The following is a 24,922-nucleotide window of genomic DNA, read 5'->3' as shown; positions in this document are numbered from 1 at the left end:
CCATGCCCGTGATGCCCAACCCCGATCCCATCGCCCCGCCAAAGCGCACCGAACTGCTGCGCCGGCTGCGCGAGGCCGTGCCGGGCGGGGTGATCGCGGATGAGGCGTCGCTGCGCACCTATGACACCGACGCGCTGACCGCCTATCGCCAGATGCCGATGCTGGTCGTCCTGCCGCACAACACGGCGGAGGTGGCTTCCGTGCTGCGCCTCTGTCACGCGATGGGGGTGAAGGTGGTGCCGCGCGGCGCGGGCACCGGCCTGTCGGGCGGGGCGCTGCCGCTGGCCGACGGGGTGCTGCTGGTTCTGACGAAACTGTCGCGCATCCTGGAGATCGATTACGACAACCGCGCCGTCGTGGTGCAGCCGGGTGTGACCAATCTGGCCATCAGTCAGGCGGTGGGCGAACGTGGCTTCTATTATGCACCCGACCCGTCATCGCAGATCGCCTGTTCCATCGGCGGCAATGTGGCGGAAAATTCCGGCGGAGTGCATTGCCTTAAATATGGGGTGACCGCCAACAACCTGCTGGGCGTCGAATTCGTCACTATGGAAGGCGAAGTGCTGCGCCTGGGCGGTAAGCATCTCGATTCGGGGCATTACGACCTGCTGGGCGTTATCACCGGGTCGGAGGGACTGCTGGGTATTGTCACGGAGGTGACGGTACGCATCCTGCCCAAGCCGGCGGTTGCCCGCGCCCTGTTGGTCGGGTTCGACCGGACGGTGGATGCCGGCGACGCCGTGGCCGCCATCATCGCAGGCGGCATTATCCCTGCGGGCATGGAGATGATGGACCGCCCCGCCATCCATGCGGCGGAAGACTTCGTGAAGGCCGGATATCCCCGCGATGTCGAGGCGCTGCTGATCGTGGAGCTGGACGGGCCGGCGGCGGAGGTGGATGCCCTGATCACGCAGGTCGCGGAGATTACGACCGCGCACGGGGGCCGCCCGCCACGGATTTCCAACAGCGAATCGGAGCGGCTGGCCTTCTGGGCGGGGCGTAAGTCCGCCTTTCCCGCCGTGGGCCGCATCAGTCCCGACTATATCTGTATGGATGGCACCATCCCGCGCAAGGCGCTGCCCCGGGTCCTGGCCCGCATGGCGGAGATGGAGGGGGAATTCGGCCTGCGCGTCGCCAATGTCTTCCATGCCGGCGACGGCAATCTGCACCCCCTGATCCTGTTCGATGCCAACAAGCCGGGGGAGCTGGAAAAGGTGGAGGCGTTCGGGGCCGCCATCCTGCGCCTGTGCGTGGCGGTGGGCGGGGTGCTGACCGGCGAACATGGGGTGGGGATTGAGAAACGCGACCTGATGCCGGATCAGTTCAGCGAGGACGACCTGGAACAGCAGACGCGCCTGAAATGCGCGTTTGATCCCAACGGTCTGATGAACCCCGGCAAGCTGTTCCCCACCCTGCATCGCTGCGCCGACAGCGGCTGGATGCGGGTGGAGGGCGGGCGGCAGCCCTTCGCGGACCTGCCCCGCTTCTGATCATTGACGCCCCACATCACCCCTGTTCTACTGCACCGCAATGCAGTGCGCGCAGGGCGGACATTCCCTGACGACGCCCGACAAGAATATGGCGGACGGGGTTCAGCATGGGTTTTGGAACGTGGCGTTACGCCATGATGGCGAGTGCCTTGGTGGTAGGTTTGGCCGGACCGGCCTGGGCGGCACCCAAGACGCTGGTCTATTGTGCCGAGGGCAGCCCGGAAAATTTCAACGCGGCGCTGAATACGTCCGGCACCACCTTTGACGCCACACGTCCCATCTATGACGGATTGGTGAAGTTTGAGCGCGGAACGACCAAGATCGTGCCGGCCCTGGCCGAGCGCTGGGACATCTCGCCCGACGGCCTGACCTACATTTTCCATCTGCGCCGCGGCGTGAAATGGCAATCCTTCAAGGATTACAAGCCGACGCGCGATTTCAACGCCGATGACGTGCTGTTCAGCCTGAACCGGCAATGGAAGGCCGACCACCCCTACCATTCCATTTCCGGCGGCGGTTATGCCTTCTTCAAAAGCATGGGGCTGGGTGACCTGCTGAAAAGCGTGGAGAAGCTGGACGACTACACTGTCCGCATCACGCTTTCCCGACCGGAGGCACCGTTCCTGGCCGATCTGGCCATGGATTTCGCCAATATCACGTCGGCCGAGTATGCCGATTTCCTGCTGAAGAAGGGTACGCCGGAACGGTATGACCAGGACCCGGTCGGCACCGGCCCCTTCCGCTTCGTCGTCTATCAGAAGGATGCCCAGGTCCGCTATCGGCGGTTTGAGGAGCATTGGGGCGGCAAGACGCCGCTGGACAATCTGGTCTTCGCCATCACGCCCGACGCCGCCGTGCGCTATGCCAAGCTGAAGACCGGGGAATGCCACCTGATCCCCTATCCCAATCCGCCCGACCTGCCGGCCATATCCAAGGACCCGACCCTGACCCTGATGGAGATGGAAGGGCTGAATGTCGGCTATCTGGCCTTCCAGACCCAGAAAAAGCCGTTTGATGACAAGCGGGTAAGACAGGCCATCAACATGGCTGTGGACCGCAAGGCGATCCTGGATCAGGTGTTTCAGGGCAGCGGCAGGCCCGCCAAGAACCCCATCCCGCCGGGCGTCTTCGGCTATCTGGCCGATAACAGGGACTATCCCTACGACCCCGCCAAGGCCAAGGCCCTGCTGGCGGAGGCGGGATACCCCAACGGGTTTGAGACCGACCTTTACGCCATGCCCGTCCAGCGCCCTTATAACCCCAATGCCCGTCGCATGGCGGAGATCGTTCAGGCCGATCTGGCCAAGATCGGCGTGAAAGTGAAGATCGTCAGCTTTGAATGGGGCGAGTACCGCAAGCGCATCCAGGATGGCGATCATCAGATGGCGCTGTACGGCTGGACCGGCGACAATGGCGACCCCGACAATTTCATGTACAACCTGTTGGGCTGTGCGGCGGCCAAGACCAGCGGCAGCAATATCGCGAAATGGTGCCACCAGCCCTATGAGGACTTGGTCCTGAAGGCCAAGCAGGTGCCCGATCAGGCCGCCCGCGCCAAACTCTATGAACAGGCGCAGCGCATCTTCGCCGACGAGGCCCCCTGGGTAACCATCGCCCATTCCGTAGTGTTCGAGCCGGTATCGAAGAAGGTGATCGGCTACAAGCAGAGCCCCTTCAACCGCCATCAGTTCGATGGAGTGGATATGGCGGAGTAAGGGTGCCCCATGCTGAAATTCATCGCGACCCGCATCGCCCTGCTGATCCCCACCTTTCTGGGCGTGACCTTGCTGGCCTTTTTCCTGATCCGGCTGGTTCCTGGCGACCCGATCGAGGTGCGGCTGGGAGAGCGGGGCATTGATCCGGCGCGGCTGGAGGAGATGCGAGCGCAGCTGGGCCTCAACAAGCCGCTGCTGGAACAATATGGCGACTATCTGGCAGGCGTGTTGACGGGCGATCTGGGCAAGTCGCTGATCACCCAGACGCCGGTTCTGCATGAATTTGCCGAACTGTTCCCCGCCACCATCGAACTGTCGCTCTGCGCCATCCTGTTCGCCCTGATCATCGGCTTGCCTGCAGGGGTACTGGCGGCGGTGAAGCGGGGCGGGCCGCTGGATCATGGGGTGATGGCGGCCAGCCTGACCGGCTATTCCATGCCCATCTTCTGGTGGGGGCTGCTGCTGATCCTGCTTTTCTCCGTCATCCTGGGCTGGACGCCGGTCAGCGGGCGTTTGTCAGCGGCCTATTATGTGGAGCCGGTGACGGGGTTCCTGCTGATCGATGCCTGGATGTCGGAGGAGCAAGGGGCGTTTCTGGATGCCCTGCATCATCTTGTACTGCCCTCCATCGTGCTGGGCACCATCCCGTTGGCCGTCATCGCGCGCATGACGCGGTCATCAATGCTGGAGGTGCTGGGCGAGGATTATATCCGCACGGCACGCGCCAAGGGGCTGGGCCTTTTCCGCATCGTGGGCCTGCATGCCCTGCGCAACGCCATGATCCCCGTGGTCACCGTCATCGGGCTGCAGGTGGGCACCTTGCTGGCCGGTGCCATCCTGACCGAAACCATCTTCGCTTGGCCCGGCATCGGCAAATGGCTGATTGAAAGCATCAACCGCCGCGATTACCCGGCCCTGCAGGGCGGGGTGCTGCTGGTCGCCTGTGTGGTGATGCTGGTCAATCTGGCGGTCGATCTGCTCTACGGCCTGCTCAACCCCCGCATCCGGCACGCGAAATGACCGATCTTGTCCTGAAAGCGCCCCCTGGTCCATGGACCGAATTCTGGGGCCATTTCCGCCGCAACCGGGGGGCCGTGCTGGGGCTGGCCATCGTGCTGTCACTGTCCTTCGTGGCCATCTTCGCCGATTTCGTCGCCCCCTATGATCCCGCCGAGCAGTTCCGCGAGTTCGTCCTGCTGCCGCCGGCCTGGGTCGATGGCGGGAACTGGGCCTTTCCGCTGGGCACCGATGATATCGGGCGTGACATGCTGTCCCGCCTGATCCATGGCGCGCGGCTATCGCTGTTCATCGGGTTGCTGGTGGTGACCCTGTCGCTAGCGGTCGGCGTCGCACTGGGGCTGCTGGCCGGGTTCTATGGTGGGGCGTCGGACACGCTGATCGCGCGCTTCATGGATATTCTGCTGGCCCTGCCCTCCTTGCTGCTGGCAATTGTCGTGGCCGCCATCCTGGGGCCGGGGCTGGTGAATGCGGCCATCGCGGTATCGGTGGTGATCGTCCCGCACTATGCCCGCCTGACCCGCGCGTCCGTTATGGCGGAGCGCGGGCGGGAATATGTGACGGCGGCGCGGCTGGCGGGTGCCAGTGACACGCGCCTGATGCTGGTCACCATCCTGCCGAACTGCGCCGCCCCGCTGATCGTGCAGGCCACCCTGGGCTTTTCCACGGCCATCCTGGATGCGGCGGCCCTGGGCTTCCTGGGTCTGGGCGCACAGCCACCGACGCCGGAATGGGGAACGATGCTGTCATCATCGCTGCAATTCCTGCAACGCGCCTGGTGGGTGGTGACCTTTCCGGGCCTTTCCATCCTGATCACGGTTCTGGCCTTCAACCTGATGGGCGACGGGTTGCGCGATGCGCTGGACCCCAAGCTGAAGCGCTGAGGGGACGGATATGCCGCTTCTCGACATCAAGGACCTGTCCGTCACATTCGCCACCGCACGCGGCCCCTTCCGCGCCGTGGACGGTATCGACCTGTCCGTGGAGCCGGGCGAGGTGCTGGGCATTGTGGGGGAAAGCGGGTCGGGCAAGTCCGTCACCTCCCTGGCCGTGCTGGGCCTGCTGGCCGACAATGCCAGCGTGTCGGCGGGTCGCATGCAGTTTGACGGCCAGGACCTGCTGACCCTGTCGCCCAAGGCCCGCCGTCGCCTGAATGGTGGACAGGTGGCCATGATCTTCCAGGAACCGATGAGCAGCCTGAACCCCTGCTTCACCGTCGGCTTCCAGATCGGGGAGACATTGGCCCAGCATGAGGGCCTGTCGGGCAAGGCGCTGCGCCATCGCTGCATCGCGCTGCTGGAACAGGTGGGCATTCCCGCCCCGGAAACGCGCCTGTCGGCCTTTCCGCATCAATTATCGGGCGGGATGAGCCAGCGGGTGATGATCGCCATGGCCATTGCCTGCAATCCGCGCCTGCTGATCGCGGACGAACCGACCACGGCCCTGGACGTCACCATCCAGCGGCAGATCCTGGACCTGCTGCGCGACCTGCAACGGGAACGCGGCATGGCGATGATCCTGATCACCCATGACATGGGCGTCGTGGCCGAAAGCGCCCATCGGGTACAGGTGATGTATGCGGGCCAGGTGGTGGAAAACCGCCCCGCCGACAGCCTGTTCACCAGCCCGCGCCACCCCTACACGGCGGCCCTGCTGGACGCGCTGCCCGAACGGGCCGTGGGACGGCGACGTCTGCCCACCATTGCCGGCACCGTGCCGGGCATCAGCGACCGGCCCACGGGCTGTCTGTTCCAGCCGCGTTGCGGGCTGGCCGATGAACGCTGCGGTACACGTCCGCCCTTGTTAACCGATGGCGATGGCTGGACGCGGTGTGTGCGGGTTGAAGGAAATGCGGCATGACCATCATCCTGGAAGCCCGCAACCTGAAGCGCCATTACCGCGTCAAGCGCAGCCTGTTCCGTCCGCCCGCCACCGTGAAGGCCGTGGACGGCGCCAGCTTCACCGTCAGCGCGGGCAAGACCCTGGCCGTGGTGGGCGAAAGCGGTTGTGGCAAATCCACCCTTGCCCGCCTTCTGACACGGATCGAAGCGCCGACCGAGGGTAGCCTGCATTTCGACGGGCGCGACATCACCCACGCCCCGAAGGCCGATGAAAAGGCCCTGCGCCGGGCGGTGCAGATGGTGTTCCAGAACCCCTATGGCTCGCTGAACCCACGGCAGAAGGTAGCGGATATTCTGGCCGAACCGCTGCTGATCAACACCGATATCCCCAAGGCAGAGCGGCGGGACCGCGCCATTGCCATGATGGAAAAAGTCGGCCTGCGTCCCGATCAGGCCGACCGCTATCCGCATATGTTCAGCGGCGGGCAGCGGCAGCGCATCGCCATCGCCCGCGCCCTGATGCTGGACCCGCGTGTGGTGGTGGCGGATGAACCGGTATCGGCGCTGGACATCTCCATCCAGGCGCAGGTGTTGAACCTGATGATGGATTTGCAGGATGAATTCGGCCTCGCCTATGTCTTCATCAGCCATGATCTGTCGGTCGTCCGCCATATCGCGGATGAGGTGATGGTGATGTATCTGGGACGGCCCGTCGAACAGGGGCCGAAGGACGCGATCTTTGCCGATCCGCGCCATCCCTATACGCGCGCCCTGCTGGCCGCCATGCCGCGTGTCCATCGCGGTGGCGCCCCCGATGTACCGCCCCTGTCGGGTGAGTTGCCCAGCCCCATGGACCCGCCCCCCGGCTGCGCCTTCCATAAACGCTGCCCGCTGACCCAGCCCCGCTGCGCCCAGGAGACACCGGAACCGCGCGTTGCCGACGGGCGGATGGTGGCTTGTCATCTGGTGCCCTGAATCCACCGGTCAAATTTGACCGGTGGCACGGCGGCGACCGCCGCCGCGCGGCCCATGCCGCGTAGCCATGGGCGCGGATGCGCCCGCCCCGGCGACTGAGGGCGCATGATTCTCTCCTGACAGATCCGCCTCATTGTGATATCAAAATTATATCACTTTGAAGCTGGGAGGGTGGAATGCAGGAGAACCAACAGGTTGGGGATCGCCCCATCACGGTGTCGTCGGGCCTGGGCATGCTGCTGTTCAGTCTGGCGTTGGTCCTGGTCTCGCCAGTGATGATGATTATCGGGCTTAAGAGCGGGACCGGACCGGTGTCGCTGTTCTGGCTGGTGCCGACAGTGGCAGGGATTATCCTGATGTGCGGCCTGTTCATCGTGCAGCCCAATCAGGCCGTGGCCCTGACCCTGTTCGGGGATTATCGGGGGACGGTTGGCACGCCCGGCCTGCGCTGGGTCAATCCGTTCTTCGCCAAGCATCGCGTCTCCCTACGCGTCCGCAATTTTGAGACGGGCACCTTGAAGGTGAACGACGCCGATGGCAGCCCCATCGAGATCGGTTCCATCGTCGTCTGGCAGGTGACGGATACGGCGGAGGCCCTGTTCAATGTTGAGGATTACAAGGGTTATGTCTCAATCCAGGCCGAATCGGCCCTGCGCCTGATCGCCACCTCATACCCCTATGATGATCATGGCGGCGGCACCCTGTCGCTGCGCGGCCATGGGGAGGAAGTGTCCGACCATCTGCAACGCGCCATCCAGGAACGGCTGGCCCAGGCCGGCATCAAGGTGGTGGAGGCGCGGATCAGTCACCTCGCCTATGCGCCGGAAATCGCCAGCGCCATGTTGCAGCGCCAACAGGCCAGTGCCATCGTCGCTGCCCGCGCCAAGATCGTGGAAGGGGCCGTGGGCATGGTGGAAATGGCGCTGGATCAGCTGGCCGCCCGGTCGGTTGTGCATCTGGACGATGAACGCAAGGCGCACATGGTGTCGAACCTGCTGGTCGTGCTGTGCGGCGACCGCGCGACGCAGCCGGTGGTGAATACCGGGTCGTTGTATTGATAGAGGGCCGGTCTTGGCGGAGAAGAAGGCATATCCCCTGCGCATCGGCGCGGACGTGCTGGAGGCCATGCAGCGCTGGGCCGACGACGATCTGCGCAGCCTGAACGCCCAGATCGAATATGTGCTGCGGGCCCAGCTGCGTCAGGCGGGCCGGTTGAGGCCGCCAGCCCCGACCCCGGCAGTGGAGGAGAAAGAGTAGCGGGCGGCGGGGATTACGCTGCCGCCACGATCTCTCCCACCGCCGGCAGGTTCAGCATGTCCAGCGTCACCCCCTCCCGCGCCGCGAAGGCACCGGGGAAGCGCTGGGCGGCCTCCCGCTCGATGGCGGCCATGGCCGCATCATCATGGTCGGGATCATGGTGGAACAGGCACAGGCGCTTGGCCCCCGCCGCCTCCATCAGCTTCACGCCCTCATTCCAGGTCGAATGGCCCCAGCCGACGCGCGTGGCATACTCCGCCTCGGTATAGGTCGTGTCATAGACGACGACGTCGGCACCATCGATCAGGCGCAGGATATTCTGGTCCAACTGGCCCGGCACATGTTCGGTGTCGGTGACATAACAGAAGGACTTGCCCGCATATTCAATGCGATAACCGACGGCACCGCCGGGATGGTTCAACTCACCCGTCTTCACCACCAGACCCGGAGCCAGGTCCAGCTGATCACCGGCATGCAGGTTCTGAAAGCCGATCTTGGCCCGCATGGTGGTCAGCGGCACAGGAAACAGCGGCTTTTCCATGCAGGTGGTCAACACCTCCCCGATACAGGAGCAGCCGGACAGATCACGGGCGAAGATATCCAGGCTGAAATCCGGGCAATAGCCGGGTTCGAAGAAGGGGAAGCCATTGATATGGTCCCAATGCGCGTGGCTGAGCAGCAGGGTGGCGTTGCGGATATTGTCACGCAGGAAATGCTTGCCCATCGGGCGCAGACCCGTGCCGGCATCCAGCACCAGCGTGCGGCCACCCACGGTCACCTCGATGCAGCTGGTATTGCCGCCATAGGTCAGATGCGAGGCGAAGGCACAGGGGAAGGTCCCGCGCACGCCCCAGAACTTAACCTTGAACTCCATGACACGCCCCTGAGGCCAGGCATAGCCCGGCCGATTGCCCCCGGTTATTGACGGACACATTCCGCCAGACGCCCCGAAGGTTCCACAAAAATAAATGCGACCGTACCGATGTTCCTGTGACGAGGCACACAGGTGCAGTCACGATTCTGTCATGGCCGATGTGCGGGCGGGGGCCTGTGAAACCGCACCGATGACATTACGGGGGTGCAGGCCTTCGCCCACCGCAAGAACCGGGTCGCGGGGACAGGGAGCGGCTGGCACCTTCCCCGCATCCTAACCTAATCGCCCACCCGATGGAGTGCCCCCCCATGTCCTATATCGTCAGCGGCCTGCAATCTGCCCCCTTCGCCCCCCTGTTCGGCCTGGATGATCAGGCGCTGGCCGAACGCGGCATCCGGCGCATGACGGCACCGCAAGACGGGCTGTACCCGTGCCGCGTCACCCTGGCCGATGTGCCGGCGGGCACCGATGTGCTGCTGCTGTCCTATCAGCATCAACCGGCCCACTCGCCCTATCGCGCCGAAGGGCCGATCTTCGTGACCGAGGGTCATGCCGACACGGCGGTGACACGGGATGAGGTGCCGCTGATGATGGCCAAGCGTATCCTGTCCGTCCGCGCCTATGATGCGGATGACATGATCGTCGATGCCGATGTCGTGGATGGAAAGGAAGCCGACGCCCTGTTCCGGCAATATCTGGCTCGGCCGGAGGTCGCGTACCTGCATGTGCATCTGGCCCGGCGCGGATGCTACGCGGGTCGGGTGGATCGCACCTGACCCTACCCTGTCCTGCGGTCCTTCTCCGCCGCCCGTTCGATGGTGCGGGCAACGGGGAAGCGGATATGGACGCTGGTGCCCTTGCCCGGTGCCGTCTGAATGACCAGCGTCCCGTCATGCAGGCGCACCAGGGCATTGACCAGCGACAGGCCCAGGCCTGACCCGCCATGGCCCTTGGCCAACCCGCCTTCCAGCTGCGTAAAGGGTTCCAGGGCCTTGGAGACCATGGACGGGTCCATGCCGATGCCGGTGTCCGACACGGTCAGGCACAGGCGGCGGTCGGGTTCGAAACTGGCCGACAGTTTCACCTTGCCGCCCGCCGGCGTGAACTTGACGGCATTGCCGACCAGATTGATCAGAATCTGGCGGATGGCGCGTTCATCGGCCTGCAGGGCTGGCAGGTCGGTGGACGCCTCCATCAGCAAGCCCAGGCTGCCGCTTTCGGCCAAAGGCTGCATCAGCCGGTACACGCCGCGCAGGATGCGGGCCAGATCCAGCGGCTGTTCATTCAGCTGGAACTTGCCCGCCTCCAGCCTTGAGAAATCCAGCACATCATTGACCAGCGCCAGCAGATGCTTGCCACCATCATGGATGTCGCGGGCATGCTCGACATAATGCTCGTCGATGGGGCCATAGGCCTGATCGGCGATCAGCTGTGAAAAGCCGATGACGGCATTTAAGGGCGTGCGCAGCTCATGGCTCATCGTCGCCAGGAACTGCGACTTGGCGAGGTTGGAATTCTCCGCCTCCACCTTGGCCTTGCCCAGCTCCTCCAGCAGCAGGGAATGGCGCTGGATTTCCGACGTCACCCGGTCGATGACGCGGTTATACTGGGCGGCGATCAGTTCCACATCCGATTGCGGTTCCACATGCACGGGCCGGTCGAATTTGCCTTCCTGGCGATGGCGCTCCATTTCGGCGGCCAGATCCAGCATGGGGGACGTCGCCCCATGCTCGGCCACGTTCAGGCCCAGCCGTTCCGCCTCCACATCGATGCGCAGCGGAAAAATCCGGTTGATGATCCACAACAGGACAAAGCCGCTGCCGAAGGTGAAGGCACCACAGGCGGCAACGCCCGTCAACTGTACCCCCAGCTGCTGCCAGCGCGACAGGCCCGTGCCAAACAGCGCGACATCGCCGAACAGGGCCACGCACAGGGTGCCCCAGATACCGGCGAACAGATGCACCGGCACGGCACCAACGGCATCGTCGATCTTCAACCGGTCCATCAACACGCCACCGGCAATGACGATAACCCCGGCAACGGCCCCAATCATCGCCGCCGATCCCGTGCTGACCACCAGGGCGCAGGCCGTGATACCCACCAGACCGCCCAGGATGCCGTTGAGGAAATGTTCCACACGCGGCTTCGGTTCCATCAGCACAGATAGAAAGTGCCCGGACAGACCGCCGGCACAGCCCGCGACCACGGTGTTCAGCAAAACCCCCGGCGCCTTGTCCAGATCGCCCAGCACCGAACCGCCATTGAAACCCAGCCAGCCGAACCACAGGACCAGCACGCCCGAAGCCGCCATGGTCAGGTTGTTGCTGCCCAGCGCGCGCACACCGGGATCAAACCGCCCCGTGCGCGGCCCGATGACCAGCACCGCCGCCAGCGACAGCCAGCCACCCACCGAATGCACCACGGTGGAACCGGCGAAATCGATGAAGCCCATGGCCGACAGCCAGCCCTGGCTCTGCGGTCCCGCCATGCTGCCCCAGGCCCAATGGCCGAAAACCGGATAGATCAGGGCCGACAGCAAGGCCGAAACGACGATATAGCTGCCATAGCCCATGCGTTCGGCCACCGCCCCCGACACAATGGTGGTGGCCGTTCCGCAGAACATGATCTGGAACAGGATGAAGACCAGGGGCGTCGCAGCATCCAGATGGTCGGGCATGAAACCGCCCGTGCCGACGATGCCCAGCCAGCTCGGCCCGAACATGACGGCATAGCCGAACAGCCAAAACAGGAAACCGGCGATGCAGAAATCCATCACGTTCTTGATGGCGACATTGATGGAATTCTTGGCCCGAACGAATCCGACCTCCAGCAGGCAGAATCCCAGCTGCATCGCGAAGACCAAGGCCGTCGCGGTCAGGACCCATAGATGAACGACCGGATCACTCGTCATCCACATCCCCACCGGCACCTTCCCCCCTCCCGTCGGGGGTGGGCCGGAAATATTGGTAAAGCTTGTTGCGTGACACCGCTAACATCCATGCCAACACGGATCATGCTGCATTGCAATCGAACTTTCATGGCGATTATGCGGGGGCGCTGGTGAACAATTGCATGCCGGGGCTGGGATATTGATCGCCGATGCCCCATGTTAGGCAGACGAGATTTCCGCCAACCCATGGATAAGAAACGATGAAATATCTGCATACCATGGTCCGTGTGACCGACCTGGAGCAGTCGCTGGATTTCTACTGCAACAAGCTGGGCCTGAAGGAACTGCGCCGCATGGAAAACCAGGCGGGCCGCTTTACCCTGGTCTTCCTGGCTGCCGACGAAACGCCGGATGCGCAGGTCGAACTGACTTATAACTGGGACCCGGAGGTCTATACGGGTGGGCGCAATTTCGGCCATCTGGCGTTTGAAGTGGATGACATCTATGCCACCTGCCAGTCGCTGCTGGACAAGGGCGTCACCATCAACCGCCCGCCGCGCGATGGTCGCATGGCCTTCGTTCGCTCGCCCGACAATATCTCGATTGAGCTGTTGCAGAAGGGCGGCTCCCTGCCCCCGGCGGAACCGTGGACCAGCATGCCAAACACGGGCGTGTGGTAAGGACCAAGGGGCGGGCCGGCGGGTCCGCCCCTTTTTACACCATCGCCACCGTCACGGCTGCACGGTCAACCGCTCGACGATCCACGGCGATGGTGACATTATGGCCCAGCAGAGACAAAAAGCGGAGCAAGCGGTCGGTTGAAAAGCCGCTGATCCGTCCCCGCAACAAGGCTGAAACCTTGGCCTGATCCGTGCCAAGCAGGCTGGCGGCATCTTTTTGTGTCAGGCCCCGTGCCCGCAGGATATCTGCCACCGCATGGCACAGATTGGCCTTCATCATATCCTGGTCAGGATTTGGCAATCCAAGGTCCGCGAAAATGTTCGCGCCGCCGGGGGTGATGTCCGCCATCGTCATGGTGCCCTCATACTCTGCTTATGGCGCTCTTCGGCCAGCGCCAAACGGGAACGGATGAGATCGACGTCATGCTTGGGCGTTTCCGCCCCACGCTTCGACTTCTTCTGAAAGGCGTGAAGGACATAGATGGCGGTGGCAAAACGCACTGTGTAGACCGCGCGGAACGTATCGCCATCATGGTCCTCCACGATCTCCAGAACGCCAGCACCGCCAAAGCCTTTCAATGGCTTAACGCCATGAGCACTACCGCCCTTTTGTGCGTTTAAGAGAGCAGAACCCATATCGCGCTTCACCGGATCGGGGAATGCCCGCAGGTCGCGTAACGACGATGCGATCCAGACAAGGGGCTTTAAACCATCGTCACTCATGACACCCAGAATATGCCAATTCTGGCATATTGAAAAGGACTCACACCGCCATATTGTCCAGCAGCCGCACCCCGCCCAGCCGGGCGGTGCAAATCAGGCGGCCGGGGGCGGGTGCCGTCAGGGGTTCCAGGGTCAGGGCATCGACCAGGGCCAGGTAGTCAACAGCGGTGAAGCCGGCATCCAGCAGTGCCTGTGTGCCCACAGCCAGGACCGCCTCCACCGCCTCCCCGGCGTGCAGCCGATCAATCACACTGCGCATCACACGGTTCAGCTGCCCCGCCACCTGCCGCTGTTCCGGCGACAGGTAGGCATTACGCGATGACAGGGCGAGGCCGTCCGCTTCGCGCACCGTCGGCACGCCCTCGATCTGCACCGGGATATCAAGGTCGCGGGTCAGCTGGCGGATGGTGCAGAGCTGCTGGTAATCCTTTTCCCCGAAACAGGCGACATCGGCCCCGGCCTGCAACAGCAGCTTGGTCACCACCGTCGCCACGCCCTGGAAATGGCCAGGGCGGAAGGCCCCTTCCCAACGGCTGGTGACGGGGCCGACATCGATGCTGGTGCTAAAACCCGCCGGATACATCACATCCACTGTGGGCGCGAACAGCAGGTCGCAGCCGGCACTGGCCAGCTTGGCGGCGTCGCCGGCCTCATCACGCGGATAGCGGCTGAAATCCTCGTTCGGGCCGAACTGGGTGGGGTTCACGAACACGGTGGCAATCACCCGGTCCGCCAGTTCGCGCCCACGCCGTACCAGCGTCAGGTGCCCGTCATGCAGGGCGCCCATCGTGGGGACCAAGGCCGTGCGCAGCCCCGCCTGCCTCCACGCGGACACCTGGGCACGCAGATCGGCGACGGTGCGAACGATGGGGAGGCTCATGGCGGCGGCTCAAGGTCTGTTTCGCGGGTGCGGCATAGGGAGGTATGCCGTCGCCCGTCCCGCGACAAGCGCTAATGCGCCATATAGGCCTTGATCTTGCGCAGCACCCAGCCCAGCACGGGCAGCTTTTCATAAAACTGCTCGGCGGCATCCCAATGGTCGATATGGCTGGTCACCTGTCCCGCCAGATCGAACCGCACCTCCGACATGCCCTCGATGGTGCTGGGGCGCGGCTGTCCCTTGCGGCGGAAGACAAAGCCCCAGCGCAGGTAGGCCGTCTGTTCCGACACGGCATGGTCGCGCACAATGAAACGCGGCTGTTCCAGCACATCGAACATGGCGGTGAACACGACCTTCATCCGGTCGCGCGACCGGAAATCATTGAACGGGTCCTTGAAATGCACATCGGGCACGGCCAGCCGATCCAGCCGCGCCAGTGTTTCAGGCCGCAGTTCCTGATAAAAGCGGATATAGGCGGCCAGCGCCTGATCCACCGGAACCTGTCCATTCACCGATCCCATGCGCACCCTGATCCAAGCCGTTTCCAGAATGTCCCTTCCCGGCGCTTATTTTGGCACGGTTCCACGGACCATCATGAAATACAGCGCATCGGGAAAACGGCGCAACAGCAGAAGCGGCCACGTAAAGCGACGCGGGAACGTTATCTGGAACCCGTTGCCTTTAAGACCCGCCACCAGCCGCGCCGCCGCCCGCTCCACCGGCATCAGGAAGGGCATGGAGAAATCATTCTTGTCGGTCAGAGGTGTCTTGATGAAGCCGGGGCAGACCAGTTGCACCTTGATCCCGTAGCGCTCCACATCCAGCTTCAGGCTCTCGGTCATATTGTTCAGCGCCGCCTTGGACGCACCATAGGCCAGCGACCGGGGTAGGCCGCGATATCCGGCCACGCTGGACACAATCGCCACCTGCCCCCGCCCTCGGTCGATCATGCCGGGCAGGATGGCGGCCAGACAATTGACCGTGCCAATCAGGTTGACATCAATGGTGCGGGCAAAGGTGGCGGGGTCCAGGTCCTTGGCCGCATCCGGTTGATAGGTCCCGGCATTCAGCACGGCCAGCGCGATGGGGCCATGCGGTGCCAGCGCGGCCTTCACCCCGTCGGCATCGGTGATGTCCAGCGGCACCGGAATAATCCGCCCCGGCCCCACCGCCCGCGCCGCCAGGGCCTGCAAAGGCTCCGCCCGCCGCGCACTGGCCAGCACGGTCCAGCCTTCCGCCGCCAGGGCCAGCGCCACATGTTCGCCAATGCCGGAAGAGGCACCGGTGACCCAGGCAAAACCATCGGCGGGCGTGGGCGTGTGCAGATTGCTCATGATCTCTCCGTTCCCGTGGCGGGATAGGCCGACAGCAGTCCCGCAATGAACCGCCCGGCCTGATCCCGGATGGCATCGCGTTTGGCCGGCTCCATGCCGTCCAGGCCCTTATAGACCAGCCCCATGCGGGGATTGCCGCGCAGCTTGCCCTCATTCTCCATCAGGAAGTTCCAATAAAGCGCGTTGAAGGGGCAGGCGGTGGGGCCGGTGGTTTCCTTCACGTCGTAGCGGCATCGGGTGCAGTAGTCCGACATGCGCTGAATATATTTGCCGCTGGCGGCATAGGGTTTGCTGCCCAGATAGCCGCCATCGGCGTGCATCACCATGCCATGCACATTGGGCAGCTCCACCCAATCATAGGCATCGGCATAGACGGCCAGATACCATTCCTCAATCTGTGCCGGTTCCACGCCCAGCAGCAGGGCGAAATTGCCCGTCACCATCAGGCGCTGGATATGGTGGGCGTAAGCCAAGCGTTCGGTCTGTCCGATGACCTGCGCCATACAGTTCATGTCGGTGCGCCCGGTCCAATAGAAATCGGGTAACGGACGATGGGCGTTGAGCGCATTGGTGTCGGCGTAGGCCGGCATTTTCAGCCAGTAAATGCCACGCACATATTCGCGCCAGCCCAGGATCTGGCGGATAAACCCCTCCACCGCGTTCAAGGGCGCGTGGCCCTGTCGCCAAGCCTGTTCCGCCGCGATCACCACCCGGCGGGGATCCAGAAGACCGGCATTGATGTAGGGCGACAGGATGGAATGGAACAGCGTCTCTTGGCCCCCCGCCATCGCATCCTGATAATCGCCAAACAGGGGCAGGCAATGGCGGATGAAATGGTCCAGCGCCCGTTCCGCCCCCGCCGCCGTGACGGCATAGAAGAACTCATCCAGCTTTCCGAAATGCCCCGCAAACCGGTCGGCCACCAGGGCTAGGACCTCCGTCGTGATGGCGTCCGGTTCCTCCCGGTAAGGCGGCGGGATTTTCAGGCCCTTGGGCAGGAACTTGCGGTTTTCCGAATCGAAATTCCACTGCCCGCCTTCGGGCTGCCCATCCGGGGTCAGCAGGATTTTGTAATCCCGCCGCATCTCCCGGTAAAAAAACTCCATGCGCAATTGCTTGCGCCCATCGGCCCAGGACCGGAACCGCGCGATGGAGCAGAAGAAACGGTCATCCTCCTTCACCTCCACCGGAACGGCAAAATCCTGCTGCCACTGCCGTATCTGTTTCCACACGCGCCATTCACCGGGAAAGGTGACGATGGCGCGTGCGGCCCCGTGCCGGGCAATGGCGCGGGACAGTTCCCCACCTAGGGTGCCGCTATTGTCGGGATCATCCAGGCGGATGTAATCGACACGGAAGCCATCCGCCCGCAATTCCTCGGCAAAGTGGCGCATGGCGCTGAACAGAAAGGCGATTTTCTGCGGGTGGTGGGGGACATAGGTTGCCTCCGCCATCACCTCGGCCAGCAGGACCACATCCTGGTCCTTATCCAACCCGCGCAAGGACGCCAGATTGCGCGACAATTGATCGCCCAGAACCAGACGGACAGCACCACTCATGGTGCGGCGGCCGATTGCGGGGCGGGCTGCGGCGGCACGGGTACGTTGTCCAGGATGTAGGTGATTTTCTGCCCCTTCGCCTCAAACGCCAGCCCCACCCATTGGCCGGTTTCGTCGTACCAAAGGTCGATCTGGTTGGTCTTGCCGGGCGGGTTGGTCAGGATGTTGATCGTGTGGTGACGGGCCTGCATTGGGCCGAACTGGGTATTCAGCGTCTCCGGCCGCCGATCGTCCATACGCACATCCATGATCAGGCCGCGTTGGGTGTCCAGCAGCTGCGTGGCGCTGGTGATTGCGTTGTTCCAGTAACTGGTGGGGATGATGTCGGCGGGCGCGACATAGGACCCACCGCTGCCTTCCACCATCAGCCCGTCTGGCCCTGCCTTGGCACGCAGCCAATAATCATCGCCATCATCATCGGTACGGGTTTCGATCTCGATCAGCCGCCCCGCCTCCCAAACCTCCCGGTTGCGGTGGCGGTAGCGATAGGCGGTGACAAAGGCCAAGGTCACCTCCAGGCTGATCTCCTTTTCCATGATCAGCCGGTCACCGTCGCGCGTGAAGCGCAGGCGGTGATAGCCCATGGGGCTGTCATTCTTGCGGAACACCGAAAAGGAGATGACGTCCGTTTCTGGCAGGATGAAGCCCGCCGAGCGGCGCGGCAGGACCAAACCAAGGCCCAGCGCCAGCGGGGCGGAAAGGATCAGGTGGCGGCGATGCATATTCGTCTCCTATCCCTTGGTGCGTAAGGCTCCACGTCCGCCATCAACGGCGAGAACCTGTCCTGTGATCCATCCGGCATCAGGCGACAGCAGAAAATCCGCCATGGCGGCCAGGTCATCAGCCTCCCCCAGCCTTGCCAAGGGATGCATCGCGGCGATCCCCTGCGCCAGCTGCTCGGATGACAGCAACGGCGCCGCCAGCGGCGTGCGGGTCAGGGATGGGGCAATGACATTCACCCGCACATGCGGTGCCCATTCCGCCGCCATGGCCCGGCCCAGACCCGCCACCGCCCCCTTGGCCGCCGCAATCACGGCATGGTTGGGGAACCCCTGTTCGACCGCGACGGTGGAAAACAGCACCACCGAGCCCTTCGCCGCCTTCAACCCCTTTTCCGCCGCGCGCAGGGCGGTGGCAGCGCCCAGCAGGTTCAGGTTGAAAGCCGTCAGGAAATCAGCATTGCGGGTGGCCTTCAAGGGCTTGATCACGATGGACCCGACGCAATAGGCAAGGCCCGCAATCCCCTCCCCCCGGTCACCCAGCGCCACCGCATCGGCCAGTGCATCCTCCGCCGTCACATCGGCGACGGCATGGCTGGCACCCAATGTCTGGGCCAGATCCTCCACCCGCACCGCATCGCGCGCCACCAGATGCAGGGCATGGCCCTTGGCCGCCAGCCGTCGTGCCAGGGCCTGACCGGTGCCGCCGGTTGCACCAATGATGATGAAGGGGGGTGCCATGGGTCGCTTCCATTCCGTCCTCGTTGCGAAGGGGAAGCTAGATCGCAGCGCGCCGTCGCCAAGGGGTCGGGAACCTTCCGCCCCCTTTGGCTGTTCTATCGCCGAAGACCACCCGTCAGGGATGGTCAAGCGATGCAAATGGATGGACAGAGATCATGCGGATGAACCTTCTGCGCCACGGCACCCTGGCGGCCTTGTTGCTGGCCGCGCCCCTGGCACTGACGGCCTGCGACAAGCAGGGTCCCGCAGAACGGGCGGGCGAGAAGATCGACGACGCCACCGAAAAGGCCGCGGACAAGCTGGAAGATGCCCGCGACAAGGCCGGGGAGGCCGTGGACGACCTGCGCGACAAGGCGGACGCCGCCGTGGATCGGGCCAAGGAAGACAACAGGTAACGCCGGGTCAGAAGCTCACATACCCCATCGCCCACAGCCACCCGATGGCCAGGGCGATGGAGGTAAGGGTCATGGGCACGCCGCATTTCGCATGGTCGGCAAGGCCCAGCGTCACGCCGCTGGCCGCCGCCCGTTCCACCACGATCAGGTTGGCAAGGCTGCCCAGCAGCAGCAGATTGCCCGACAGGGTGGACAGGACCGCCAGCGCATAAAGCGCGCCTTCCGGCGGGCTGGGCCAGACCTGCATCAGCAGCAGCACGGCCGGAACATTGCCAATCGTGTTGCTGGCCGCCAGTGACAGGGGGGCCAGCACCGACAGCCGATCCAGCGCCCAGCCGCTGTTGGCCAGTGCCGCCACCATCTCCCCCGGCAGGCCGGTGCGGGCCAGAGCCGCCGTCACCACGAACAGGGCTGCGAACAGCACCAGCAGGTGCCAATCGACCAGGCCCAGCATGCGCCGGCTGGCAAACCGCCGGCTGACCAGCATGGAAGCCGCCACGGCCAACACCCCTTCCTCCTGCGGCAAGGGTGTCGCGAAGAAAATCAGCAGCAGCAGCGTGGCCAGCAGCGCCTTCTTCAGGTGCCAGAGGTCCAGATCGGGCGGGGCCAGCGGTAGGGGTGTGGCATCGGCCATTTCCAGTCGCCCACGCCAGACAAACGCCACCGTGGCGAACACACAGCCCATACCCAGCAGCGCCGGCACCGCACAGGCCGCCAGGAACGGCCAGAAATCCAGATGGCCCAGTTGCCCGATCAGGATGTTCTGCGGATTGCCAATGATGGTGGCCGCCGACCCGGCATTGGCCGCCCCCGCCAGCGCGATCAGATAAGGCCGCGCATCCAGCCCCCGCGCCAGTAACCCGGCGCAGAGCAGCGGCGTCATGGCAAAGACCACGACATCATTGGCCAGCACCGCCGACAACCCGCCGCCCACCGCCACCACAAGCGCCAGCAAGGCCAGGGGGCTGTACGCCGCCTGCGCCAGCCGGACCGCGCACCAGCCATAAAACCCCGCCAGTTCGAACTGCGCCGACAGGATCATCAAACCCAGCAGGATGAACAGGGTCGGGTAATCAATGGCCGCCGCCAACGCATCGCCCGGCATGGCTCCGGCCAGCGCCAGCACCACCGCCCCCAGCAGGGCGATGCCCGTCCGGTCGATCTGCAAACCCGGAAAGCGGCCCACCGCCATCCCCAGATAGACCAGCACGAAAATGGTGAGGATCAGGATGGTCATAGGTGCCGGCGGACAAGAGGGAACAGGTTCTTCCTGGCGTACATCGCGGCAGGCGCTGGTTCCATGGGAATTTCGGGTGAAGATAATAGTTAGGTAATCTCCAAACTATTCCCTTGCCACCACACCCCACCCCTGATACTTAGGCATATGCCTAACATTCAAACCGACCCTAACGCTCTTGACCGCATGTTCCACGCCCTGGCCGATCCGTCGCGTCGGGCCGTGCTGGAACGGCTGGCCGAGGGGCCGGCCAGCGTGGGGGAGCTGGCCAAGCCGTTCACCATGGCCCTGCCCAGCCTGATGCAGCACCTGCGGCTGCTGGAGGATTGCGGCCTGATCCGGACGGAGAAGGTGGGGCGCGTGCGCACCTGCCGGCTTGAACCCCACGCGATGGACGCAGCGGGCGAATGGATCGCGCGGCAGCGGGCCGTCTGGGAGGCCCGGTTCGACCGGCTGGATGCCTATTTGCAGATTTTGAAGAAACAGGAGGAAGCGACCGATGACGACCCCGCCGCCCGCTGATCGCAGCATGGTGATCACCCGCACGCTGAACGCGCCGCGCCCGATGGTGTGGAAGGTGCTGACCGATCCGAAGCATATCCCCCTGTTCTGGGGCCCCAACGGGTTTTCAACGACCGTGCATGAGATGGATGTGCGCCCCGGCGGCACCTGGCGTTACACGATGCATGGATGGGGGCAGGATTTCGAGAACTGGATCCGGTATCGCAAGGTCGAAGCCCCGGCCCTGCTGGAATATGAACATGGCGGCGATGATCCCGACCATTGCCTGTTCGACGCCTCCATCCGGTTGGAGGAGATCGGCGCGGACAAGACCAAGGTCACCCTGACCATGGTCTGCCCGACGGTCGAGTCGCTGGAGGAAAAGCGCAAGTTCGGGGCGGAGGCCGGCGGCCACCAGACGCTGGAGCGGCTGGAACGCCAAGTGCTGGTCGCCGACCGCGATTTGGGGCTAACCCGCATCCTGGACGTGCCGCGCGCTCTGGTGTGGAAGGCCTGGACCAGCCCGGAGCATCTGAAGCAATGGTGGTGCCCGCGCCCCTGGCAGACCGTGGATGTGCGCATGGACCTGCGGCCCGGCGGGGAATTCTATACCCGCATGGAGGGGCCGGATGGCGGCGTGTCCGACAATCCCGGCATCTTCCTGCTGATCGAGGAGGGCAAGCGGCTGGTCTTCACCAACACCATGGCCCCGGATTTCCGGCCCGTGACGCCAGGCTTCCTGGCCTTCACCGCAGACATCACCTTCGAGGACCATCTGGGCGGCACGCGCTACACCGCCCGCGCCATGCACCTGACGCCCGAAGGGGCGGCCAGCCATGCGGAGATGGGCTTCTATGATGGCTGGTCGACGGCCATTGACCAGTTGGTGGAGGCCGCGAAGGGCTGGAAGGAATGATCGGCATGTCCGGGGACCGATGACGGCCCCGGACCCTCCCCGTCACTGCTTCTTACCCAGCAGACCCTTCAGAACATTCTTGGCCCCATCCTTGGTCTTCAGCTTTTCCAAGGCATCCTGCGCCTTCTTGGGGTCTTTCAGCGCCGCCTTGACGGAGGAGGACAGGTCAGGCGTCCAGGACAAATTGTCGAACGGGCCGCGCACGCGGACCGGCACGGTAATGCCGTCTACATCGACGCGGGTGGTCCCCTGCCCTTCCAGGCTGCCCACCAGCTTGGGCGTCAGGCGCATATCCACGCGCTTGGACGGAAGGTTGACATTGCCCTTGCCTGTCACGCGCAGCAGCGGGGCCAGCAGGTGAAAATCCTCCGTCGCGGCAATGCCATCGGTCAGGGTGAAAGTGCCGCCCATTTCCGCGAAATCGGTCTGCGGCGGCTCGGTGCCGCCATGGCCGATGGCGCTGCGCACGATCTGGGCCAGGTTCACGCCCTTTACGGCACCGTTCAGGAACAGGACATTGCCGCCGCCATTCAGGCTGCCCACCAGTTCCTGCTGGTTGGTGCCGCTGGCGCGGATATCGATGGTCGCGTCGGTGGCACCCGACAATTTGTCGAAACCGGCGAAGCGGGTCAGGATGGGTTCGGCCTGCACACCCTTGGCATGCGCCGCGACGGCCAGGGACACGGCCTGCCGCCCGGCATCCAGCGTCAGCTTGCCGCCCAGGGTGCCACCAAACAGGGCCGTATCGGCCAGCCCGGCATTCAACCGCCCATCGGTCAGTTTCAGGGTCAGGGTCGTCGCCCCCGCCGACACTCCCTTCACCGACAGGCCAGCCAGTTGCAGGGTCAGGTCCAGGTCGGCATTCTTCAGGGCGGAAAGGTCGATGCGTTCCTTGCTCCACCCCGCCGGTCCCACCTCTGGCGCTGGCGCATTGGGATCGGGCGCGGCGGGGGCGGGCAGGTAGCGGTCCAGTTCAAGTTTCGGCAGCGACAGGCTGCCGCCCAGGGCGGGGCGCGCGCCATCCAGCCTTACCGACAGATTGCCATTGGCCGTCAGGTCGCCCGCCTTGGCCGACAGGCCAGCCAGGGCCAGACGAGCCGGTGTGCCCGATAATTTGCCCGTCAGGGTCAGATCATCGACGGGCAGGTCGGACGGCACCGTCCCCGTCGCCACCTTGATCAGGTCAGCCAGCGAGGTGACGGTCAGCGACAGGTCACCGGCGAGCGCCAGCGGGGCGTCGCCCTGCCGTTCCACCTGCCCCTTCACGTCCAGCCCCGTACCGGCCCCCGCCACGCGCAGCGCCATGCCAGCCTTGCCGCCGGACAGAAGCGGGCGCACCGGGTCGATTCCGAGATCAAGCGCCACCGGCGTACCGTTCAGCAGCAGCGCTGCCTCAAGGGCCAACGGCCCATCCAGGTCCGGCAGGGACAGGGTGACATCGACATCCGTCGCTTCGCGCACCATAACGGTGCGCGCATCGGTATAACGCAGGCGGCCATCGACGATCTCCACCTCCGACAGCGACAGGTCGGACATGAAGCCAGGGCTGGCCGGTTCTGCCGGGGCCGCAGCGACGGAAACGTCCCAATTGGGCTTGCCCTGCTTATCCACCGTCAGGTCGATGACGGGTGCCGTCAGCACGAATTTCTCCACCTCCGCCTTGCCGCGCAGCAGCGGCATCAGGCGTAGGCGGACCGCCAGCTGTTGCACCGCCAGCAGATCCTCCCCTTGGCGGATACCAGCGAAATGCACCTGATCGGCGGTGACGGCGATGGAGGGGAAATAGGAAAGATCGACCCGGCCCTTGATGGTCAAGGCCCGGCCGGTCGCCGCCTCCACCTGCCGCTCCACCTCTGCCACGATGGCACCCACGGGCACCAGGAACGGCAGCGCCACCGCCGCCCCGATGGGCACCAGCAGCACAAGTGACAGGATGAAGGCAAACTTCCGCATGGGGCTGTACCGTGTCTTCCGGAGCGTGTTGATTCGTTAACCGACAGTCAACCAGCCCAACTTGCCCAAAACAAGGCCGAAAACGGCATCTTTCGTGCGGGTCGGCCTTGGACCGGGACGCCATAGGCGCTATATCCGGTGGACGATGACCCTGCCCCCCGCCCCGCATCCAGCCCCCCTGATCGATCCGTTCGGTCGCGCCATCACCTATGTGCGCGTGTCGGTGACCGATCGCTGCGACTTCCGCTGCGTCTATTGCATGTCGGAGGATATGGCCTTCCTGCCCAAGGCCGACATCCTTTCGCTGGAAGAACTGGACCGGCTCTGTTCGTCCTTTGTGGCGCTGGGCACGCGCAAGCTGCGACTGACGGGTGGCGAACCGCTGGTCCGCCGCAACATCATGGAACTGATCCGCAGCCTGGGCCGGCATGTCACATCGGGCGCGCTGGATGAGCTGACCCTGACCACCAATGGCAGCCAGCTGGCCAAATATGCCGATGATCTGCGCGCTGCCGGGGTGCGCCGCATCAATGTGTCGGTCGACACACTGGACCCTGACCGTTTTGCCGCCATCACCCGCTGGGGCCGGCTGGCCCAGGTGCTGGACGGGCTGGAGGCCGCACGGGCCGCAGGGTTGGAGGTCAAGATCAATGCCGTGGCGCTGAAAGGTGTCAACGACCAGGAACTGGACCATATGCTGGCCTGGTGTGGGGAAAAGGGCTTTGACCTGACCCTGATCGAGGTGATGCCACTGGGTGACATGGACGGCAATGGCGGCGGGGCCGTGCGCGAGGAACAGTTCCTGTCCCTGCGTGACGTGCGCGCCGATCTGGAAAAGCGCTGGACCCTGATGGACAGCACCCACCGCACGGGCGGCCCCGCCCGCTATGTTACCGTGCGGGAAACGGGCCGCCGCCTGGGTTTCATCACGCCCATGACCCATAATTTTTGCGAGGCGTGCAACCGGGTTCGCGTCACCTGCACCGGCACGATGTATATGTGCCTGGGGCAGGAAGATGCGGCCGACCTGCGGGCACCGCTGCGCGCCAGCGCCGACGACGCCCTGCTGCATCAGGCCATCCGCGACGCCATCACACGCAAACCCAAGGGCCATGATTTCATCATCGGCCGCGACCGTGGCCCCGCCGTGGGCCGGCATATGAGCGTCACCGGCGGTTGAGAAGCGGCCCGCGCATAGGGTACTGTCCATCTCTGCCGTGATACC

General features: G+C 64.3%; 26 protein-coding genes. 14 read left to right on the top strand and 12 right to left on the bottom strand.

What is annotated here, in order from left to right; genetic code table 11:
* Positions 1-11: 11 nt before the first annotated feature.
* From ABC729_RS01505 to ABC729_RS01470, 8 genes are all read left to right on the top strand, one after another.
* Positions 12-1,490: an FAD-linked oxidase C-terminal domain-containing protein gene (locus ABC729_RS01505; protein WP_495608623.1), complete on the top strand. Its 1,479-nt coding sequence runs from the start codon at positions 12-14 to the stop codon at positions 1,488-1,490.
* Positions 1,491-1,597: 107 nt separating this feature from the next.
* The gene (locus ABC729_RS01500) at positions 1,598-3,205 is read left to right on the top strand and encodes an ABC transporter substrate-binding protein (RefSeq protein WP_495605911.1); all 1,608 of its coding nucleotides are present in this window, start codon (positions 1,598-1,600) and stop codon (positions 3,203-3,205) included.
* Between the two features lie 9 nt (positions 3,206-3,214).
* Complete coding sequence (locus tag ABC729_RS01495) at positions 3,215-4,225, top strand: ABC transporter permease subunit (protein ID WP_495605910.1); 1,011 nt, start codon at positions 3,215-3,217, stop codon at positions 4,223-4,225.
* Positions 4,222-5,106 carry an ABC transporter permease subunit gene (locus ABC729_RS01490; protein WP_495605909.1) on the top strand — a complete coding sequence of 295 codons (885 nt, stop codon included), beginning with the start codon at positions 4,222-4,224 and terminating at the stop codon, positions 5,104-5,106. Before ABC729_RS01495 ends, ABC729_RS01490 begins: the two co-directional genes overlap by 4 nt.
* A 10-nt stretch (positions 5,107-5,116) precedes the next feature.
* Positions 5,117-6,082, top strand: a complete 966-nt coding sequence (locus tag ABC729_RS01485; RefSeq protein WP_495605908.1) for an ABC transporter ATP-binding protein — start codon at positions 5,117-5,119, stop codon at positions 6,080-6,082.
* A complete protein-coding gene (locus ABC729_RS01480) occupies positions 6,079-7,038 on the top strand; it encodes a peptide ABC transporter ATP-binding protein (protein WP_495605907.1) in 960 nt (319 codons plus the stop codon). Before ABC729_RS01485 ends, ABC729_RS01480 begins: the two co-directional genes overlap by 4 nt.
* A 176-nt stretch (positions 7,039-7,214) precedes the next feature.
* Positions 7,215-8,096 carry an SPFH domain-containing protein gene (locus tag ABC729_RS01475; RefSeq protein WP_495605906.1) on the top strand — a complete coding sequence of 294 codons (882 nt, stop codon included), beginning with the start codon at positions 7,215-7,217 and terminating at the stop codon, positions 8,094-8,096.
* A gap of 13 nt (positions 8,097-8,109) precedes the next feature.
* Entirely contained in the window at positions 8,110-8,295 is a 186-nt protein-coding gene (locus ABC729_RS01470; RefSeq protein WP_495605905.1) for a type II toxin-antitoxin system antitoxin, read from the top strand.
* Positions 8,296-8,308: 13 nt separating this feature from the next.
* Here ABC729_RS01470 and ABC729_RS01465 read toward each other — a convergent pair whose 3' ends face one another.
* Positions 8,309-9,169, bottom strand: a complete 861-nt coding sequence (locus ABC729_RS01465; protein ID WP_495605904.1) for an MBL fold metallo-hydrolase — start codon at positions 9,167-9,169, stop codon at positions 8,309-8,311.
* A 308-nt stretch (positions 9,170-9,477) separates the two neighbouring features.
* Here ABC729_RS01465 and ABC729_RS01460 point away from each other — a divergent pair, with 308 nt between their 5' ends.
* Positions 9,478-9,945 (top strand): DUF1203 domain-containing protein, encoded by a 468-nt coding sequence (locus ABC729_RS01460; protein WP_495605903.1) that lies wholly within the window; start codon positions 9,478-9,480, stop codon positions 9,943-9,945.
* Between the two features lie 2 nt (positions 9,946-9,947).
* Here ABC729_RS01460 and amt read toward each other — a convergent pair whose 3' ends face one another.
* A complete protein-coding gene (gene amt / locus ABC729_RS01455; protein WP_495605902.1) occupies positions 9,948-12,080 on the bottom strand; it encodes an ammonium transporter in 2,133 nt (710 codons plus the stop codon).
* Between the two features lie 239 nt (positions 12,081-12,319).
* Here amt and ABC729_RS01450 point away from each other — a divergent pair, with 239 nt between their 5' ends.
* On the top strand, positions 12,320-12,739 hold the full coding sequence (locus tag ABC729_RS01450; protein ID WP_495605901.1) for a VOC family protein: 420 nt from the start codon (positions 12,320-12,322) through the stop codon (positions 12,737-12,739).
* A 34-nt stretch (positions 12,740-12,773) separates the two neighbouring features.
* Here the strand turns inward: ABC729_RS01450 and ABC729_RS01445 are convergent, their stop codons facing one another.
* The 8 genes from ABC729_RS01445 to ABC729_RS01410 form a co-directional block, all read right to left on the bottom strand.
* Entirely contained in the window at positions 12,774-13,094 is a 321-nt protein-coding gene (locus ABC729_RS01445; protein ID WP_495605900.1) for a helix-turn-helix domain-containing protein, read from the bottom strand.
* Entirely contained in the window at positions 13,091-13,462 is a 372-nt protein-coding gene (locus ABC729_RS01440) for a type II toxin-antitoxin system RelE/ParE family toxin (protein ID WP_495605899.1), read from the bottom strand. Before ABC729_RS01440 ends, ABC729_RS01445 begins: the two co-directional genes overlap by 4 nt.
* 40 nt (positions 13,463-13,502) lie before the next feature.
* On the bottom strand, positions 13,503-14,342 hold the full coding sequence (gene panC, locus ABC729_RS01435) for a pantoate--beta-alanine ligase (protein ID WP_495605898.1): 840 nt from the start codon (positions 14,340-14,342) through the stop codon (positions 13,503-13,505).
* Between the two features lie 71 nt (positions 14,343-14,413).
* Positions 14,414-14,863, bottom strand: a complete 450-nt coding sequence (locus ABC729_RS01430; protein WP_495605897.1) for a nuclear transport factor 2 family protein — start codon at positions 14,861-14,863, stop codon at positions 14,414-14,416.
* Between the two features lie 45 nt (positions 14,864-14,908).
* Positions 14,909-15,676, bottom strand: coding sequence for an SDR family NAD(P)-dependent oxidoreductase (locus ABC729_RS01425; RefSeq protein ID WP_495605896.1), 768 nt, complete (start codon positions 15,674-15,676; stop codon positions 14,909-14,911).
* Positions 15,673-17,235: a cryptochrome/photolyase family protein gene (locus tag ABC729_RS01420; protein ID WP_495605895.1), complete on the bottom strand. Its 1,563-nt coding sequence runs from the start codon at positions 17,233-17,235 to the stop codon at positions 15,673-15,675. Before ABC729_RS01420 ends, ABC729_RS01425 begins: the two co-directional genes overlap by 4 nt.
* Complete coding sequence (locus ABC729_RS01415) at positions 17,232-17,957, bottom strand: DUF6134 family protein (protein ID WP_495605894.1); 726 nt, start codon at positions 17,955-17,957, stop codon at positions 17,232-17,234. Before ABC729_RS01415 ends, ABC729_RS01420 begins: the two co-directional genes overlap by 4 nt.
* Before the next feature lie 9 nt (positions 17,958-17,966).
* Positions 17,967-18,695, bottom strand: coding sequence for an SDR family NAD(P)-dependent oxidoreductase (locus ABC729_RS01410; protein ID WP_495605893.1), 729 nt, complete (start codon positions 18,693-18,695; stop codon positions 17,967-17,969).
* 155 nt (positions 18,696-18,850) lie between these two features.
* On the opposite strand from ABC729_RS01410, the gene ABC729_RS01405 reads away from it, so the two are divergent.
* Complete coding sequence (locus tag ABC729_RS01405) at positions 18,851-19,090, top strand: hypothetical protein (RefSeq protein WP_495605892.1); 240 nt, start codon at positions 18,851-18,853, stop codon at positions 19,088-19,090.
* A gap of 7 nt (positions 19,091-19,097) precedes the next feature.
* Here ABC729_RS01405 and ABC729_RS01400 read toward each other — a convergent pair whose 3' ends face one another.
* Positions 19,098-20,327 carry an SLC13 family permease gene (locus ABC729_RS01400; protein WP_495605891.1) on the bottom strand — a complete coding sequence of 410 codons (1,230 nt, stop codon included), beginning with the start codon at positions 20,325-20,327 and terminating at the stop codon, positions 19,098-19,100.
* A 147-nt stretch (positions 20,328-20,474) separates the two neighbouring features.
* Here ABC729_RS01400 and ABC729_RS01395 point away from each other — a divergent pair, with 147 nt between their 5' ends.
* Together ABC729_RS01395 and ABC729_RS01390 are read left to right on the top strand one after the other, a co-directional pair.
* On the top strand, positions 20,475-20,849 hold the full coding sequence (locus ABC729_RS01395; protein WP_495605890.1) for an ArsR/SmtB family transcription factor: 375 nt from the start codon (positions 20,475-20,477) through the stop codon (positions 20,847-20,849).
* The gene (locus ABC729_RS01390; protein WP_495605889.1) at positions 20,827-21,744 is read left to right on the top strand and encodes an SRPBCC domain-containing protein; all 918 of its coding nucleotides are present in this window, start codon (positions 20,827-20,829) and stop codon (positions 21,742-21,744) included. Before ABC729_RS01395 ends, ABC729_RS01390 begins: the two co-directional genes overlap by 23 nt.
* 42 nt (positions 21,745-21,786) lie before the next feature.
* Here the strand turns inward: ABC729_RS01390 and ABC729_RS01385 are convergent, their stop codons facing one another.
* Complete coding sequence (locus ABC729_RS01385) at positions 21,787-23,697, bottom strand: AsmA family protein (RefSeq protein WP_495605888.1); 1,911 nt, start codon at positions 23,695-23,697, stop codon at positions 21,787-21,789.
* Positions 23,698-23,842: 145 nt separating this feature from the next.
* Here ABC729_RS01385 and moaA point away from each other — a divergent pair, with 145 nt between their 5' ends.
* The gene (gene moaA / locus ABC729_RS01380; protein WP_495605887.1) at positions 23,843-24,877 is read left to right on the top strand and encodes a GTP 3',8-cyclase MoaA; all 1,035 of its coding nucleotides are present in this window, start codon (positions 23,843-23,845) and stop codon (positions 24,875-24,877) included.
* Positions 24,878-24,922 lie beyond the last annotated feature (45 nt).

The sequence above is a fragment of the Niveispirillum sp. CC-CTL257 genome, from assembly GCF_059489915.1.
The sequence above is the reverse complement of the archived record's forward strand: the minus strand, read 5'-3'. Positions and strand labels throughout refer to the sequence as shown.

What these genes read in the sequence shown, in the direction of transcription:
- ABC729_RS01505 (WP_495608623.1), top strand. Translation starts at nt 12, where the DNA reads ATGCCCAACCCCGATCCCATCGCCCCGCCAAAGCGCACCGAACTGCTG.
- ABC729_RS01500 (WP_495605911.1), top strand. Translation starts at nt 1,598, where the DNA reads ATGGGTTTTGGAACGTGGCGTTACGCCATGATGGCGAGTGCCTTGGTG.
- ABC729_RS01495 (WP_495605910.1), top strand. Translation starts at nt 3,215, where the DNA reads ATGCTGAAATTCATCGCGACCCGCATCGCCCTGCTGATCCCCACCTTT.
- ABC729_RS01490 (WP_495605909.1), top strand. Translation starts at nt 4,222, where the DNA reads ATGACCGATCTTGTCCTGAAAGCGCCCCCTGGTCCATGGACCGAATTC.
- ABC729_RS01485 (WP_495605908.1), top strand. Translation starts at nt 5,117, where the DNA reads ATGCCGCTTCTCGACATCAAGGACCTGTCCGTCACATTCGCCACCGCA.
- ABC729_RS01480 (WP_495605907.1), top strand. Translation starts at nt 6,079, where the DNA reads ATGACCATCATCCTGGAAGCCCGCAACCTGAAGCGCCATTACCGCGTC.
- ABC729_RS01475 (WP_495605906.1), top strand. Translation starts at nt 7,215, where the DNA reads ATGCAGGAGAACCAACAGGTTGGGGATCGCCCCATCACGGTGTCGTCG.
- ABC729_RS01465 (WP_495605904.1), bottom strand. Translation starts at nt 9,169, where the DNA reads ATGGAGTTCAAGGTTAAGTTCTGGGGCGTGCGCGGGACCTTCCCCTGT.
- ABC729_RS01460 (WP_495605903.1), top strand. Translation starts at nt 9,478, where the DNA reads ATGTCCTATATCGTCAGCGGCCTGCAATCTGCCCCCTTCGCCCCCCTG.
- amt (WP_495605902.1), bottom strand. Translation starts at nt 12,080, where the DNA reads ATGACGAGTGATCCGGTCGTTCATCTATGGGTCCTGACCGCGACGGCC.
- ABC729_RS01450 (WP_495605901.1), top strand. Translation starts at nt 12,320, where the DNA reads ATGAAATATCTGCATACCATGGTCCGTGTGACCGACCTGGAGCAGTCG.
- ABC729_RS01445 (WP_495605900.1), bottom strand. Translation starts at nt 13,094, where the DNA reads ATGACGATGGCGGACATCACCCCCGGCGGCGCGAACATTTTCGCGGAC.
- ABC729_RS01440 (WP_495605899.1), bottom strand. Translation starts at nt 13,462, where the DNA reads ATGAGTGACGATGGTTTAAAGCCCCTTGTCTGGATCGCATCGTCGTTA.
- panC (WP_495605898.1), bottom strand. Translation starts at nt 14,342, where the DNA reads ATGAGCCTCCCCATCGTTCGCACCGTCGCCGATCTGCGTGCCCAGGTG.
- ABC729_RS01430 (WP_495605897.1), bottom strand. Translation starts at nt 14,863, where the DNA reads ATGGGATCGGTGAATGGACAGGTTCCGGTGGATCAGGCGCTGGCCGCC.
- ABC729_RS01425 (WP_495605896.1), bottom strand. Translation starts at nt 15,676, where the DNA reads ATGAGCAATCTGCACACGCCCACGCCCGCCGATGGTTTTGCCTGGGTC.
- ABC729_RS01420 (WP_495605895.1), bottom strand. Translation starts at nt 17,235, where the DNA reads ATGAGTGGTGCTGTCCGTCTGGTTCTGGGCGATCAATTGTCGCGCAAT.
- ABC729_RS01415 (WP_495605894.1), bottom strand. Translation starts at nt 17,957, where the DNA reads ATGCATCGCCGCCACCTGATCCTTTCCGCCCCGCTGGCGCTGGGCCTT.
- ABC729_RS01410 (WP_495605893.1), bottom strand. Translation starts at nt 18,695, where the DNA reads ATGGCACCCCCCTTCATCATCATTGGTGCAACCGGCGGCACCGGTCAG.
- ABC729_RS01405 (WP_495605892.1), top strand. Translation starts at nt 18,851, where the DNA reads ATGCGGATGAACCTTCTGCGCCACGGCACCCTGGCGGCCTTGTTGCTG.
- ABC729_RS01400 (WP_495605891.1), bottom strand. Translation starts at nt 20,327, where the DNA reads ATGACCATCCTGATCCTCACCATTTTCGTGCTGGTCTATCTGGGGATG.
- ABC729_RS01395 (WP_495605890.1), top strand. Translation starts at nt 20,475, where the DNA reads ATGCCTAACATTCAAACCGACCCTAACGCTCTTGACCGCATGTTCCAC.
- ABC729_RS01390 (WP_495605889.1), top strand. Translation starts at nt 20,827, where the DNA reads ATGACGACCCCGCCGCCCGCTGATCGCAGCATGGTGATCACCCGCACG.
- ABC729_RS01385 (WP_495605888.1), bottom strand. Translation starts at nt 23,697, where the DNA reads ATGCGGAAGTTTGCCTTCATCCTGTCACTTGTGCTGCTGGTGCCCATC.
- moaA (WP_495605887.1), top strand. Translation starts at nt 23,843, where the DNA reads ATGACCCTGCCCCCCGCCCCGCATCCAGCCCCCCTGATCGATCCGTTC.